This window comes from Rhizobium sp. 268, from assembly GCF_036571585.1.
Taxonomy (GTDB): domain Bacteria; phylum Pseudomonadota; class Alphaproteobacteria; order Rhizobiales; family Rhizobiaceae; genus Rhizobium; species Rhizobium redzepovicii.
In genome coordinates this window covers 20,331-34,054 of the sequence record NZ_JAPPSO010000002.1, presented here as the reverse complement: position 1 = coordinate 34,054, position 13,724 = coordinate 20,331, and the positions used below count along the sequence as shown (strand labels likewise).

Genomic DNA, 13,724 nt, shown 5'->3' with positions numbered 1-13,724 from the left:
CCGCAGAATGCCCGTCCAGGAGGAAGCATCGGTGTCCATATCGAATTCGGTCATCTCTAGGGATGGCGCCCCGGCCGTGGCCCGCCGGAAGGTCACCGTCCTGTCCAAGCGCCAGCGCAAGGTCCGCAATGCGCTCGTCGCCTATTCGTTCATCGCGCCGAACTTCCTCGGCTTCGCCGTCTTCACGCTCGGCCCGATCCTCTTCGCCTTCGCGCTTGCCTTCATGCATTGGGACGGCTCGAACGCGATCACCTTCGCAGGCCTCGACAACTTCTGGCGGCTCTTCGAGGACAAGGCCTTCATCGCGGCGTTCTGGAACACGATCATCTACACGGCTGCCTCGGTGCCGGCGACGCTCCTTTGCGCGCTCGGTCTCGCCGTTCTTCTCAACCAGAAGATCGTGGGACGGAATTTCTTCCGCACGGCAATGTTCTTCCCCTATGTCGCCTCGCTGGTCGCCGTCGCCGTCGTCTGGAACATGATCTTCAACCCCGAGATGGGGCCGGTGAACATGATCCTTTACACGCTCGGCCTTGACCCCAAGAACATGCCAGGATGGTCGGCCGACCGCCACTGGGCGATGGTGACGGTGATCCTCTTCGGCATCTGGAAGAACATGGGCTATTACATGGTCATCTATCTGGCCGGCCTGCAGGGCATCAATTCGGAGCTCTATGAGGCCGCCGATCTCGATGGCGCCAATTCCTGGCAGAAGTTCATCCATGTCACGGTGCCGCAGCTCGGGCCAACGACCTTCTTCGTCACCGTCATGCTGACGATCCAGTCCTTCAAGGTGTTCGACCAGATCTACATGATCACCCAGGGCGGACCCGGCACCTCGACGCTCGTCCTCGTCTACCACATCTACAACGAGGCCTTCATTTCCTGGGATCTCGGCTATTCCAGCATGGTTGCGCTCGTTCTGTTCTTCCTCGTGCTCGCCGTCACCGTCTTCCAGTTCCGGCGCCAGAGGGAGGATGGTGAATGAGGATCGCAGGACGCAAGGTGACCCTCAAATCGGTCCTCCTCTATGCGATCGTCATCACGGTGACGGTTGTCATGCTGATGCCCTTCGCCTGGATGCTCTCGGCATCGCTGAAGCTCAGCCGCGACGTCTTCGCCTTCCCGATCGAGTGGATACCGTCCGAGCCGCAATGGCATAACTACGTCGATATCTGGACGAAGATCCCGCTTGCGCTCTTCATCTACAACACCTCGAAGCTGACGATCATCGTCACGCTGCTGCAACTTTTGACCTCCAGCTTTGCCGCCTACGCCTTCGCCAAGCTGAATTTCCCCTACAAGAACACGCTGTTCCTAGGCTATATCGCCACCATCGCCATGCCCTGGCAGGTCTATATGGTGCCGCAATTCCTGCTGATGCGCGAATTCGGCCTCAACAACACCCATCTGGCACTGATCTGCCTGCAGGCTTTCACCGCCTTCGGCGTCTTCCTGATGCGGCAGTTCTACATGTCGATCCCGACCGAGCTCTGCGAGGCGGCCCGCATCGACGGCATGAACGAGTACCAGATCTGGGCGCGCATCATGCTGCCGCTGTCGAAGCCCGCGCTCTCGACACTGACGATCTTCACCTTCGTCACCACCTGGAACGATTTTCTCGGGCCGATGATCTACCTGACCAAGACCGAGCTGAAGACCGTCCAGATCGGCCTTCGCATGTTCATCTCGCAATATTCGGCCGAATACGGGCTCATCATGGCGGCCTCTGTCGTCGCCCTCATTCCGGTTCTCGTCGTCTTCCTCTCTCTCCAGCGCTTCTTCGTCGAGGGTATCGCCTCGACCGGACTGAAGGGTTAAATCCATGAACGCCGTCTCGTCCGTCGCCCCGCAGCCGATCACCGACCAGGAGGTCAAAGCCGCGCTCGATCTTGCCGTCGGGCAGATCAGGCGCAACCTTCCCGCCTTCACCCATGCCTCGCAGAACCATTCAAGCGTCGGAAATTTCTATCCCGCGGTGGCGAACGACCAATGGACCGCGGGTTTCTGGCCCGGAGAGCTGTGGCTCGCTTTCGAGCACAGCGGCGAGGCGGTTTTCCGCGATGCCGCGCAGATCCAGGTCCAATCGTTCCTGCATCGGATCGTGAACCGCATCGAGACGGATCATCACGATATGGGCTTTCTCTATTCGCCCTCCTGCATCGCCGCCTGGAAGCTTGTCGGAGATGAGGATGGCCGCAGGGCCGCCATCCTGGCAGCCGACCAGTTGATCGAGCGTTTCCAACCCGTCGGCCAGTTCATCCAGGCCTGGGGCCGCAAGGGGGTGGCGGAAGAATACCGCTACATCATCGACTGCTTGCTGAACCTGCCGCTTCTCTACTGGGCGAGCCGCGAGACCGGCGATCCGAAATATCGCGAGATCGCTCTCATTCACGCCCGCACCACGCTCGCCAATTCGGTTCGGCCGGACGATTCCACCTATCACACCTTCTACATGGACCCGGTCACGGGAGCGCCGGTGCGCGGCGCCACCAAGCAAGGTTACAGGGACGACAGCGCCTGGGCGCGCGGACAGGCCTGGGCCATCTCGGGAATGGCGCTCTCCTATCGCTATGAGCGGATCGAGGAATACCGCCAAACCTTCGACCGGCTGCTCGCCTTCTATCTCAACCGGCTGCCGGCCGACATGGTGCCCTATTGGGATCTCGTCTTTTCGGACGGCGACGGCGAGCCGCGCGACAGCTCGTCGGCGTCGATCACCGCCTGCGGCCTTCTGGAAATGGCCGATCTCGTCGAGCCGGAACCGGCCGCACGCTATCGCACCCTGGCGCGCCGCATGATGAAGAGCCTTGCCGATCACTACGCGGTCAAGGACCCAGCCGTCTCCAACGGCCTGGTGCTGCACGCCACCTATTCGAAGAAATCGCCGTTCAACACCTGCCGCGGCGAGGGTGTCGATGAATGCGTCTCCTGGGGAGATTATTATTACATGGAAGCTTTGACGCGCCTTTCGCGCAGCTGGTCTTCCTATTGGTGAATTCAGGAGGACCCGATGGCCAGCATTTCGCTTAAAGAGCTGAACAAATCCTACGGCGCGCTCACCGTCGTCCACGACATCGACCTCGAAATCGCCGACAAGGAATTCATCATCCTGGTCGGCCCCTCCGGCTGCGGTAAATCGACGACGCTGCGGATGATCGCCGGCCTCGAGGAGATATCGGGAGGAGAGCTCAAGATCGGCGGCGACGTCATGAACGACGTTCCCTCCAAGGATCGGGATATCGCCATGGTTTTCCAGAACTATGCGCTGTACCCGCATATGACCGTCTACAAGAACATGGCTTTCGGTCTGCAGCTGAGGAAGGTGTCGCGCGACTTCATCGATGCCCAGGTGCAGGACGCCGCCAGGATCCTCGACATCTCTCATCTCCTGAACCGCAAGCCGAAGGCGCTTTCGGGCGGGCAGCGCCAGCGCGTCGCGCTCGGCCGTGCGATGGTGCGCAATCCGGCGGTCTTCCTTCTCGACGAGCCGCTTTCCAATCTCGATGCCAAACTGCGCGGCACGATGCGTTCGGAAATCACCAAGCTGCACAAGCGCCTCAACGCCACCTTCATCTACGTCACCCACGACCAGGTGGAGGCCATGACCATGGCGGACCGGATCGTCGTCATGAAGGACGGGCACATCCAGCAGGTGGATACGCCGCAGAACCTCTACGACCGTCCCGTCAACATGTTCGTCGCCGGCTTCATCGGCGCGCCGCAGATGAACATGCTGCCCTCGACCATTTTGCGCCGGGACGACGGCTATATCGCCGTCTTCGACGGCCGGGAACTGCCGCTGCCTGCCCATTTCGACAAGGGCAGGATCGCCCCCTACGAGGGCCGCGAACTGGTGCTCGGCATCCGCCCGGAGAACTTCCACGAACTGCCGCCAGCCGATATCCCGGCCGAGAATATGGCACCTGTGAAGGCGGTGGTGGAACTGGCCGAACCGATGGGCTCGGAAGTGCATCTGAACATGGTGGCAGGCGGGCGCAATCTCATCGCCCGCGTCTCGCCGCGCTACCGGCCTGATATCGGCGAGGAGGCGACGCTGGTCGCCGATATGACCAATGCGCAGCTGTTCGACAAGGAAACGGAACGCTCGATTCTATACTGAGGCGCCTGCGGGAGACGGCCATGCAGTGGTTGCGGGACATGTGGACGAGGGAGGGACCGGGCATTGCGAAGGATGCGCCGAAGAGGACCGGCCTTGCTCTGTTCGCCGAGATCCTCGTCCGCGAATGGTGGGAGATGGTCAAGCTGAACATCCTGTTCATCCTGGCCTGCCTCCCCGTCGTAACGCTGCCGGCGGCAATCGTCGCCATGGCCCAGGTCTCGGTGGCCTTCGTCGAGGATCGCAACACCTATCTGCTCAGGGACTTCACTGAAGCATTCCTGCACTATTTCTGGCGCGCCACCGCCTGGGGTCTGGCGCAGACGGGCGGGCTGGCACTCGGTATCCATGCGATCCTCAGCTATGCAGCCGGTGCGCATGACAACCTGATGCTCGCCGCGCCGCTGGCGGTCGCGCTTGTTGCCACCGCCTTCCTCGCGGTCACCGCTTGCCATCTCATCGTGCTGATGGTCATGCGCGATCTGCCGGCGTTGCGGCTCCTTCGCCTCGCCGCGCTCGCCTCCGTCGCCCGCCCGCTGCCGGCGCTTGCCGCGCTCGCCGTCAACGCCGCCCTGTGGCTGGCGCACATCCTCTTCTATCCGGTTTCCGTGTTCATGCCGGCGACCTTCAATTTTTCACTCGGAATGTTCGCCGTCGCATTCGGCGTCCATCGGGCGGCGGTGACGGTTCTAGACCTGCCAAACGCAACGCAGCCGCACCGCGAACCGCATGCACGAGACGCTTCATAAAACAACTGATCCAGAGATGATCCAGGGAAGGAGAACGGGAATGTATTTGGATAAATTCGGGAGGACGATGAGACTTGCCTTGGCAGGTTTCACCTTGGCCGCAACGACTGCCGGCGCAGCGCTTGCTGAGGACGCTGTGACGCTCAAATGGGCTTTGTGGGACTGGGACAAAACCGCCTATTACAAGCCGCTGATCGAGGCCTATCAGGCCAAACACCCCAACGTGAAGTTCGAGCCGATGGACCTCGGCTCGCAGGACTATCAGCAGATGATCTCGACGCAGCTGACCGGCGGCTCCAAGGATATCGACATCGTCACCATCAAAGATGTGCCGGGCTACACCAACCTGGTGCGCGCCGGCAACATCGCCGATCTCAGCAGCTTCGTGAAGGATCAGAAGATCGACCCGGCTCCCTATGGCGGCCTGATCGAGGAACTGACCATCGACGGCAAGGTCTATTCGCTGCCGTTCCGCTCCGACTTCTGGATCGTCTATTACAACAAGGACATATTCGACAAAGCAGGCGTCCCCTACCCTACCAATGACATGACCTGGGCGCAATTCGACGCGACTGCCGAGAAGCTTACCGGCGGCATGGGCACCAACAAGACCTACGGCGCGCTACTTCATACATGGCGCTCGACTGTCCAGTTGCCCGGCATCCTTGACGGAAAACACACGCTTGTCGACGGCGACTATGCCTTCCTGAAACCCTGGTACGAGCGCGCCCTCACCCTGCAGAAGGATGGCGCCATTCCCTCCTATGCCTTCCTGAAGACCTCGAACACGCATTATTCGGCGCTCTTCTTCAACGGCACGATCGGCATGCTGCCGATGGGAACCTGGTTCGTCGGCACCCAGATCACCAAGGTGAAATCGGGTGAATCGAAGAGCAAGAACTGGGGCATCGTCAAGTTCCCGCATCCCGATGGCGTCGCGGCCGGGACAACGGCCGCGCAGATCTCCGGGCTGGCGGTCAACGCCAATTCCGACCACAAGGATGCAGCTCTCGATTTCATCAAGTTCGTCACCGGTCCTGAGGGCGCTGATGTCATCGCGTCGACGGGCACCTTCCCCGCGCTCAAGACGGATGACGTCAGCGCCAAGATCGCGGCAACGCCCGGCTTTCCTGAGGATGCCGCCAGCAAGGAGGCGCTGAAGCCGTTGAAAACCTACCTTGAGATGGCGGTCAACCCGAACGCCGCCAAGATCGAGGTGGTGCTCAACCGTGTGCATGACGCGATCATGACCGACAACACCTCCGTCGACGACGGGTTGAAGGAAATGACCGAAGGCGTGAAGGCCATCAAGTAGGCCCACGAGATATCGACGGCCGCGGGTTACCATCCGCCCGCGGCCGATCGGGTTTTCCATGAATTTCGAGCTGACAATGATATATGATCCCGCCCGGGCCAATCCGCTTTTCGGCAATCCCCTGAAGACACGCGACGACCTCTCCAAGGCCGTCATCGATCTGTTCGAACCGCTGCTGCCGTATTTTTCCGAAGGCGGCGCTCGTGTGCGCCTCGGTGCAGCCGGCGCGATCTTCGACCGGGCAGCGGCGGATCTGGAAGGATTTGCGCGGCCGCTCTGGGGAATTGTTCCGCTCGCTGCCGGCGGCGGTGCGTTCCCGCATTGGGAGCTCTATCGGCGCGGGCTCGCAAACGGCACCAATCCTGCTCATCCCGAATATTGGGGCGATCTTACCGACCGCAATCAGCGGCTGGTCGAGCTCGCCGCCGTCGGCTTCGCCCTGGCGCTTGTCCCCGAGCATATCTGGGAACCGCTTGACGACAGCGATAAGAAGACGGTCGCTGCCTATCTTCTCAGAGCGCGCGAGCTGGAATTCATCGACAACAACTGGAAATTCTTTCGTGTGCTCATCGATCTCGGGCTGGAACGCGTAAGCGTGGCGTTCGATCACCGGAAAACCCTCGCCTATCTCGAAGAACTGGAAGCTTTCGACCTCGGGGAAGGCTGGTATCGCGACGGACCGGTCCGGCGGGTCGATCATTACATTCCCTTCGCCATGCATTTCTATGGCCTGATCTATGCGGTGCTGGCGCGCGGCGACGAGGCGCGCAAGCAGCGCTTCCGCCATCGCGCCGAAATCTTCGCCCGGGATATCCGCCACTGGTTCGGCCCTGATGGCGCCGCCCTTGCTTTCGGCCGCAGCCAGACCTACCGTTTCGCCGCCGGCGGCTTCTGGGGCGCGCTTGCCTTTGCCGGCCTCGAGGCGCTGCCCTGGGCCGAGATCAAGGGCTACTACATGCGCCATATCCGCTGGTGGTCGGCGCTGCCGATCGCCGACCGGGATGGCGTTCTCTCCATTGGCTACGGCTACCCGAACCTGCTGATGAGCGAGAGCTATAACTCTCCCGGCTCGCCCTATTGGGCGCTGAAATTCTTCCTGCCGCTCGCCCTTCCTCAGGATCACCCTTTCTGGGCGGCCGAAGAAGCGCCGCAGCCGGAATTCTCAGAGCCGGTGGCTTTGAAGCCGGCGGGCATGGTCGCCATGCATACGCCGGGAAATGTCGTCGTGCTCTCCTCCGGCCAGCAGCACGACAAGATGCGCGGCGCAAACGAGAAATATTCGAAATTCGTCTACTCCACCCGCTACGCCTTCAATATCGAAGCCGACGACCGCAATTTTGCCGCCGCGAGCTTCGACGGCACGCTCGGCCTCTCCGACGACGGCGTCCATTTCCGCATGCGGGAATCCCTCGAAGAGGCGTTGATATCGGGCGACCTGCTCTATTCGCGCTGGCGCCCCTGGAACGATGTCGCCATCGAGACCTGGCTCATTCCCGCAAACCCCTGGCACATCCGCATCCACCGCATAACCACGCCGCATGGGCTCAGTACCATAGAAGGTGGTTTTGCGATCGAACGCGCCGATTTCAATGCCGATCGATCCGAACAGGCGGAAGGCCGGGCCGTCTGGTACGGGCAGACGGATGTCAGCGCCATCGTGGATCTGTCATCCGGTCCGAGGGCCGGGCATACGATGAGCCCGATCCCGAACACCAACCTCGTCCATGCCAAGACCCTGCTGCCGCAGTTGCGCGGCGAACTCGGCCCGGGAACCACCGTGCTCGTCACCGCGGCGATGGCCCTGCCCAGCCGCGAGAACTGGGCAGAGGCGCTCGGCAATCCGCCGGCCCGTCCGGATCTTGACGAGCTGGAGCGGCACTTCGGTGAGAACGGCGTGCGCGTGCCGGCCTTTGATCTTCAGTCTTAGCTCGGGATCGGGCGCCCTTCGGGGCCTATTGCAGCGGCACAATCATTCGCTGCGGGGAGTGGCGCGATGACGCTGTCCGCGCGCCAGCTCGACAAAACGGCGCTTGACTTCGTCGAACAGCGCCGGCGGCAGCGGGCCCAATAACCGCTCTCATTGTCGAGCGGCCGAGCGTCCGGCCCCGGCCAAACAAAGCGATTGCTTTCCGTCAGTACGATGCACGATCGCTCGTCATCCAGCCCAAGACGCCGTTTCGTGGCGGCCGGGATTTCAACCGCATCAGCCGGATCGAACGGTGGCGAATGGGTCACCGGCAGCACTCGCACGATCGGCACTTCATCGTCCAGCGCGGTGACGATCGCAAGCACCAGGGCCGAACGATCCTTGTCGCCCTCCTCTCGACCTTCGAGATGCTGCCAATGCCAGAGATAAGAATAGCGGAAAAACCAACCAACCTTCGGCTCAGTCGGAAGCATGCTTATTCATTAGTTCGGAATCCAAATGCTCAAGCCCCGGCCCCATCTGCGACGCTTCGATCGCCGCAAGCTCTTCATCGCCGAGGGTCGTCGTCAGGTCGACACGACGATCGCGTTTCGTGAAACGGAGATAGTCTTCATAGGCTATCAATACCGTCCGCGGCCGACCGTTCTTTGTAATAATCACCGGCTCACGTACAGCCGCATCCTGATAGGCACCAAAATTCTTGGACACGGCAGCGGCCGTGACTGTGGATGTCATTCGGATCACCTATTTTCCGTAATATACGGGATTTCCGGATTTTTTGAGTTGAGATCGGATGCCGACTGCTTTTCACACAGTGCGGCGACCGGTAGCGTCACCAAATTAGGGCGGCCACGTCGACTCCAAGTACGCCGTTTAGCTATGATGCGATCCGTTCAGTATCGTAAGTTTCAGCGATCTGCCGCGCCAATTCTGCCATTTGATCGTCCGGTATCTGCAGAACGCCATGCTCACCCATCAACGCATGGTATTGCTGCTTTTCAAGCGGCACGCCCGAAGGCAGGGGAACGACGTGAAAATGTAAATGGCTATTGGCTTGCTGACTGCCGAGTGAAAGCACATAAATTCGCTCGGCGTCGAACACCCTTTTGAGGGCGCGCGACAAGATGTGAACCTTCTCCTGCAATCGAAGATATTCGTCTGTCGATATGTCTCGCGCCAGATCCTCCCGGTGCTCCCTCGGACTGACAAGGCAATAACCAGGAAGGGTCGGATATTTGCTCAGGAAGATGATGGTCTCATCGTCCTCGAAAATGCGATGATGAAAGCAAGCGGGGTCGTTGTTGACCAAGCCGCAGATAAAGCATGGCCTTGTTTCACTGCCGCGCACATAGGCCTTGAGATCAAATGGTACGCGTTCGATCATTGCTGACCCTCTCGTGCGCGCTTCGATTGTCGATGATACGTCGACCGATATTGCCATGGTATCCCAAAATCCGTCACGATCCTTCAGATTTGGCGAGTTCTATGTATTTATCTCGCGCGCCATTAATATTTTCGGATTACTTATAATAATCATACTGACCCCCTTAATTCATAGTTTAGCTCTCCTTAAATGCAATATTATTTAAGTGAAATCCAGCCTGCCCCAGTGGTATACTCCGACTTCATTTCGGAGTCATGGGAGGAGGATGCGATGCCTACCGTAATGGTCTGCCACAACGTCAAAGACACGAAACACTGGCTCGCCTCGCCTGTTCGCAAGCAGGTGCTGGAACCCGTCGGCGTCACGAATATTCGCACCTTTACAGACCCTCAAACGCCCAACCGCGTTGGTTTGGTGATGGAGGTCGCAGACATACAAAAGTTGATGGCCTTCATGCAGACTAAGACCGCGGCCGATGCGATGGCGAGTGACGGCGTCCTACCGGAGACCATGATGATCCTGGTTCAATCGTAACACACATCTCAACGGGACTTGGCAATGCAGCGCGGGCAACGCGGGAGGATGATATGACCACTCTATTCGTGAGGCACGAGGTCTCCGACTACGCCACATGGCGCAAGATATACGATGCGTTTGATCAGGTGCAAAAGGCCAATGGCGTTACGGCGCAAGCCGTCTACCGGGCCACTGACAATCCCAACGACATTACCGTCACGCACGAGTTCGCCACACTGGAAGCAGCTCAGGCCTTCGGCAAGCTCGAAGAGCTGAAGACGGCCATGCGCAACGGAGGCGTGCTCGGCACTCCGACCGTGTGGTTTGCCAATAAAACGTGAGATGGGGCAAACGACTGCAGCCGCTCTCGGCGCATGACTTGAAGTCGGGTCGTACGCGCTCTTCCGAGCGCTCCTATTGCCCGCTCCTCAGATCGCGCAGGAGATCCAGGCCGCGCTGGTATTTCTCCGTGTTCTTGCTGGCCTGTTCGGCCTGGCGAAGATTGTCTTCGAGGTCGGCCTGCTTGACCGGCAGCGCCAGCGGGTTTGACGCCGCGCGTCTGACAAAGTCGTCGTCCGCCTCGTCGGGCCGCCGTGTCAAGGCATCCACCGCGGAGATGATCGCCGGCGGAAAGCCTTCCTCCCTCAGCCTGTCGAGCGTCCACCCGTTTCCCTTCTCGGCGACGTCATGAAGGTAGGCGACCGTTCGCGTCTCGTCGCCGGAAACGAGAAGGGCTACCCGCTGGCAGTGCTCGAAGTACGGCCGGTCGGTCTTATCAGCCTGCCCTTCATGCGCCTCGAGAGCGATCTGGATGGCGTGATCGAGATGCTGCATCCGATTAAGGCCCTTCAGTCTTCCTGATCTTCCGCTGGGAGGACGGCTTTTCGCCTGTGGTCACCTCGATATCGGGCACGGAAGTCAGGGCGGCCCGGCCAAGCCTTGGTGGCGGCCGATCGAGGTCGCCGCTCTCACCGGCGCCTTGAAGCAGCGCCGCATCATCCCTATCGTCTTCATCGAGCAGGTCCTGCAGGGTCTCATGCTCATCGTCGCCAGCCAGTTCATCGCAGGCTTGCAGCCAATGGCGCTGGTCCGCACCATCAGGGCGGCCCTCGGCCTCCCAGATTTCATAGGCACGGCGGCGTATCTGCTCGTGCTTGTCTATAGCCATGATCTCCTCCAACACATTTCAATGAGCCGTTCAGGGCGTGTTGATGGTTGGAAGAAAATCCTCCACCTGTTTACGGTCATGTTTTGAAAGCGTCTCTACCCGTTCCGTCCAGAACCGTTCGGCCTCGGGCGGATCTCGATCCCATTGGCGGACTTCGGTGATATTGTCGTCAATCTTGGACCGGCGGCGCCCGCCGAGGCTAAGATATTCCTTCGCGAGCTTCAGGCTTGGAGTTTCGGTGTTGCTGTCGCCGTCTGTCTCAGGCCTTACGGTGCTGCGGACATTCTCCAATGTCCTTCGGCGATCCTTCTCGGCATCTCGCGTGTCGGCGGAGCGCGCGTCGTCGGTACCGCTTTCCGGCGGCACAACGGATCTGGACGTCATAGCGGTCCTCCTTCCATTCATGCAAAGGATGTTGTGATCCGATAACCCTCGCGGGTAGCGAGAGTTCCCGCCTATGGCAAATGATTTGAACGGAGGATCAACCGGAGCACTCGGCCGGCCGTCAGTGGACGGCCATGCTCACCATGCGATAGGGGTGCACGGCCTCGAACTGCGAGATCATCGCCGTTGCCTGCAGCAGCACGCGCTCGGCATTCTCAGGATCGTCGCGGGCGAGTTCGTCAGCGTTGACGCGGATCGCTTCGGCCATGTTGTTGGAAATTTCTGCAAACTGCATATTGCCCTCGACAAGGGCCTCACGTGCCGTGTCTTCCAGCGTACGAGCGATGTCGACGAAGATTTCCTCGCGTTCCTCGATGCTGAGGTCCTTGATGATATTGGTCATCTCTTCCATATCGCGCACTCCCAAAAGACGTGAGAACCGTCGTCTTTAGTTCGAACGCCGGAGTGGCGCTTCTGTTCCCTGGAGGGCGATGCAGGTGCCTCGGCACCGGCATCGTTGCCGCCCGATCGAGGCGCTGGATTGCCGACAGTCCGGAGCGGAAAGTTCAGCCATCATCGGCAAGTCTCCAGATTGCCCGTCTACTGCCCAGGGAATTTGACCATCGTGCCGCCGCCGGTCGCCTGATCCGTCGGGAAGACTTCGATCCGGGCTACGTCGACGAAGATGGGAAGCTCGATGGCATTGGCGATAATAGTGGCGATGTGGGAGGACTGTATCGGACGGTAGCCGTCGTAGAGCAGGGTCCGAGCCTGATTGCCCGCCATTGCGGTGCGATAAAGGTCCGTCTGGACGCGGCCCGGCACTACCTCCGTCACGCGAACCGAGCTTCCGAGCAGATCGCAGCGGAGATTGTCGCAAAACAGGCTGAGCCCGGCCTTCGACGGGCCGTAGGCCGCCATGTTCGGATAGGGCGCCTGGCCGCCGCTCGAACCGATATAGATGAGATGGCCACGCTTTCGCTCGACCATGGCAGGCAGGAACGCGCGGGTCAGATGCATCGGCGCTTTGAGATTGATGTCGATCATGGCATCGATCTCGGAAGGTTCGATCTCGCTGAACGTTGCCCGCGTCGAGAGAATGCCGGCATTGTTGACCAGGATGTCGACATCAACGCCATCAAGCTGCCGCACGATTTCAGCGGTGTCGCGGACATCGGCCCGGATCGGCTTGGCTCCGCTCTCCGCGGCCAATTCATCGAGTGCCTCGGCGTTTCGGCCGACGGCATAAACCGTCAGCCCCATGTCGCGCAGCCTGCCGACGGTGGCGCGGCCGATGCCGCTCGTCGCACCCGTGACGACGGCGACCCGATAGGCCAGCGGCTCAGACATAGATGTAGCCTCCGCTGACGACGACGTTTTCGCCGGTGGCATAGGTGTTGCGGCTCGACGCCATCATGACGATCCATTCCGCCATCTCGGCCGGCTCGGCCGCACGGCCAAGCGCGCTGGCCTTGGCGAGCTCGGGGAGAAATCCGAGCTCCTTTGCGCGGTCGGTCGCAAAACCGGCGGGTGCGACGGAATTGACAAGGATCTGATCCTTGGCGCATTCCTGGGCAAAAGATTTCGTCAGGCTGACGACGGCAGCCTTGGTTGCGGCATAATGGGCGTTTTGGGGGTGGGCCTTGAAAGCATCGACCGAGGTCACGTTGACGATCCGCCCCGTCACCGCGGGCGCGTTCACATGCTGGCGCATATGCAGGACGGCAGCGACCATCATATGATAGGTACCCTTGACGTTGATCGCATTTTCGAGATCCCACTCCTCATCGGTGATCTCAAGGATAGGCCGCCGGGGATAGATGGCGGCGCTGTTGACGAGCACATGGATCCGGCCGAGCGTGCCGGCGATCTCGTTAAACCCGCGATGCGCCGTTTCCGACTTGGAAATATCGGCAACGGCCGTTGCGACCTCGGCGCCCAGCGCGCGCAGCGCCGCAGCCGACGAAGCAAGCAGTTCCTCGTTGCGATCGATGAGCCCAATCCTGGTGGCCCCATGCGAGATCATGAGCTTCGCCGTCGTCAATCCGAGCCCGGAAGCGCCGCCGACGATGATTGCGGTCTGGTTCTTCAAAGTTCCACCTCGTTGTTTGGCGCTGCGCCATCATTGTATGTTATCACTTATATGCTAAGCTTGGTAAAG

17 protein-coding genes and 1 pseudogene are annotated in these 13,724 nt (G+C 60.3%); 9 read left to right on the top strand and 9 right to left on the bottom strand.

Annotated features, from left to right (window positions below; genetic code table 11):
- Positions 1 to 7: 7 nt before the first annotated feature.
- The 7 genes from OS035_RS03675 to OS035_RS03645 all read left to right on the top strand — a co-directional run bounded on the left by OS035_RS03675 (position 8) and on the right by OS035_RS03645 (position 8,111).
- Positions 8 to 988, top strand: coding sequence for a carbohydrate ABC transporter permease (locus OS035_RS03675; RefSeq protein WP_210295846.1), 981 nt, complete (start codon positions 8 to 10; stop codon positions 986 to 988).
- Positions 985 to 1,821 carry a carbohydrate ABC transporter permease gene (locus tag OS035_RS03670; protein ID WP_097628108.1) on the top strand — a complete coding sequence of 279 codons (837 nt, stop codon included), beginning with the start codon at positions 985 to 987 and terminating at the stop codon, positions 1,819 to 1,821. Before OS035_RS03675 ends, OS035_RS03670 begins: the two co-directional genes overlap by 4 nt.
- 4 nt (positions 1,822 to 1,825) lie before the next feature.
- Entirely contained in the window at positions 1,826 to 2,998 is a 1,173-nt protein-coding gene (locus tag OS035_RS03665; RefSeq protein WP_018245935.1) for a glycoside hydrolase family 88 protein, read from the top strand.
- 15 nt (positions 2,999 to 3,013) lie between these two features.
- On the top strand, positions 3,014 to 4,123 hold the full coding sequence (locus OS035_RS03660; RefSeq protein ID WP_331813385.1) for an ABC transporter ATP-binding protein: 1,110 nt from the start codon (positions 3,014 to 3,016) through the stop codon (positions 4,121 to 4,123).
- A 20-nt stretch (positions 4,124 to 4,143) separates the two neighbouring features.
- Entirely contained in the window at positions 4,144 to 4,869 is a 726-nt protein-coding gene (locus OS035_RS03655; RefSeq protein WP_331813384.1) for a YesL family protein, read from the top strand.
- 40 nt (positions 4,870 to 4,909) lie between these two features.
- On the top strand, positions 4,910 to 6,184 hold the full coding sequence (locus tag OS035_RS03650) for an ABC transporter substrate-binding protein (RefSeq protein WP_331813383.1): 1,275 nt from the start codon (positions 4,910 to 4,912) through the stop codon (positions 6,182 to 6,184).
- Positions 6,185 to 6,260: 76 nt separating this feature from the next.
- Positions 6,261 to 8,111, top strand: coding sequence for a DUF2264 domain-containing protein (locus tag OS035_RS03645; protein ID WP_097628148.1), 1,851 nt, complete (start codon positions 6,261 to 6,263; stop codon positions 8,109 to 8,111).
- A 42-nt stretch (positions 8,112 to 8,153) separates the two neighbouring features.
- Here the strand turns inward: OS035_RS03645 and OS035_RS03640 are convergent.
- The 3 genes and pseudogenes from OS035_RS03640 to OS035_RS03630 all read right to left on the bottom strand — a co-directional run bounded on the left by OS035_RS03640 (position 8,154) and on the right by OS035_RS03630 (position 9,495).
- A pseudogene (locus tag OS035_RS03640) lies at positions 8,154 to 8,584 on the bottom strand (plasmid maintenance toxin (PemK-like)).
- Positions 8,571 to 8,846, bottom strand: coding sequence for a type II toxin-antitoxin system Phd/YefM family antitoxin (locus tag OS035_RS03635; RefSeq protein WP_097628110.1), 276 nt, complete (start codon positions 8,844 to 8,846; stop codon positions 8,571 to 8,573). The pseudogene OS035_RS03640 and the gene OS035_RS03635 overlap by 14 nt, the downstream one beginning before the upstream one ends.
- A 142-nt stretch (positions 8,847 to 8,988) precedes the next feature.
- Positions 8,989 to 9,495, bottom strand: a complete 507-nt coding sequence (locus OS035_RS03630) for an HIT family protein (RefSeq protein ID WP_097628111.1) — start codon at positions 9,493 to 9,495, stop codon at positions 8,989 to 8,991.
- A gap of 270 nt (positions 9,496 to 9,765) precedes the next feature.
- On the opposite strand from OS035_RS03630, the gene OS035_RS03625 reads away from it, so the two are divergent.
- Together OS035_RS03625 and OS035_RS03620 are read left to right on the top strand one after the other, a co-directional pair.
- A complete protein-coding gene (locus tag OS035_RS03625) occupies positions 9,766 to 10,029 on the top strand; it encodes a hypothetical protein (protein WP_097628112.1) in 264 nt (87 codons plus the stop codon).
- A 53-nt stretch (positions 10,030 to 10,082) separates the two neighbouring features.
- Positions 10,083 to 10,352 (top strand): cyclase, encoded by a 270-nt coding sequence (locus OS035_RS03620; RefSeq protein ID WP_097628113.1) that lies wholly within the window; start codon positions 10,083 to 10,085, stop codon positions 10,350 to 10,352.
- Positions 10,353 to 10,425: 73 nt separating this feature from the next.
- Here OS035_RS03620 and OS035_RS03615 read toward each other — a convergent pair whose 3' ends face one another.
- From OS035_RS03615 to OS035_RS03590, 6 genes are all read right to left on the bottom strand, one after another.
- On the bottom strand, positions 10,426 to 10,845 hold the full coding sequence (locus tag OS035_RS03615; RefSeq protein WP_097628114.1) for an HD domain-containing protein: 420 nt from the start codon (positions 10,843 to 10,845) through the stop codon (positions 10,426 to 10,428).
- 4 nt (positions 10,846 to 10,849) lie between these two features.
- Positions 10,850 to 11,179, bottom strand: coding sequence for a DUF2934 domain-containing protein (locus OS035_RS03610; RefSeq protein ID WP_097628115.1), 330 nt, complete (start codon positions 11,177 to 11,179; stop codon positions 10,850 to 10,852).
- A 30-nt stretch (positions 11,180 to 11,209) separates the two neighbouring features.
- Positions 11,210 to 11,563: a hypothetical protein gene (locus OS035_RS03605; protein ID WP_097628116.1), complete on the bottom strand. Its 354-nt coding sequence runs from the start codon at positions 11,561 to 11,563 to the stop codon at positions 11,210 to 11,212.
- 121 nt (positions 11,564 to 11,684) lie between these two features.
- The gene (locus tag OS035_RS03600; RefSeq protein WP_097628117.1) at positions 11,685 to 11,975 is read right to left on the bottom strand and encodes a hypothetical protein; all 291 of its coding nucleotides are present in this window, start codon (positions 11,973 to 11,975) and stop codon (positions 11,685 to 11,687) included.
- A gap of 188 nt (positions 11,976 to 12,163) precedes the next feature.
- Positions 12,164 to 12,913: an SDR family oxidoreductase gene (locus tag OS035_RS03595; RefSeq protein ID WP_097628118.1), complete on the bottom strand. Its 750-nt coding sequence runs from the start codon at positions 12,911 to 12,913 to the stop codon at positions 12,164 to 12,166.
- Positions 12,906 to 13,655 (bottom strand): SDR family NAD(P)-dependent oxidoreductase, encoded by a 750-nt coding sequence (locus tag OS035_RS03590; protein ID WP_331813382.1) that lies wholly within the window; start codon positions 13,653 to 13,655, stop codon positions 12,906 to 12,908. Before OS035_RS03590 ends, OS035_RS03595 begins: the two co-directional genes overlap by 8 nt.
- Positions 13,656 to 13,724 lie beyond the last annotated feature (69 nt).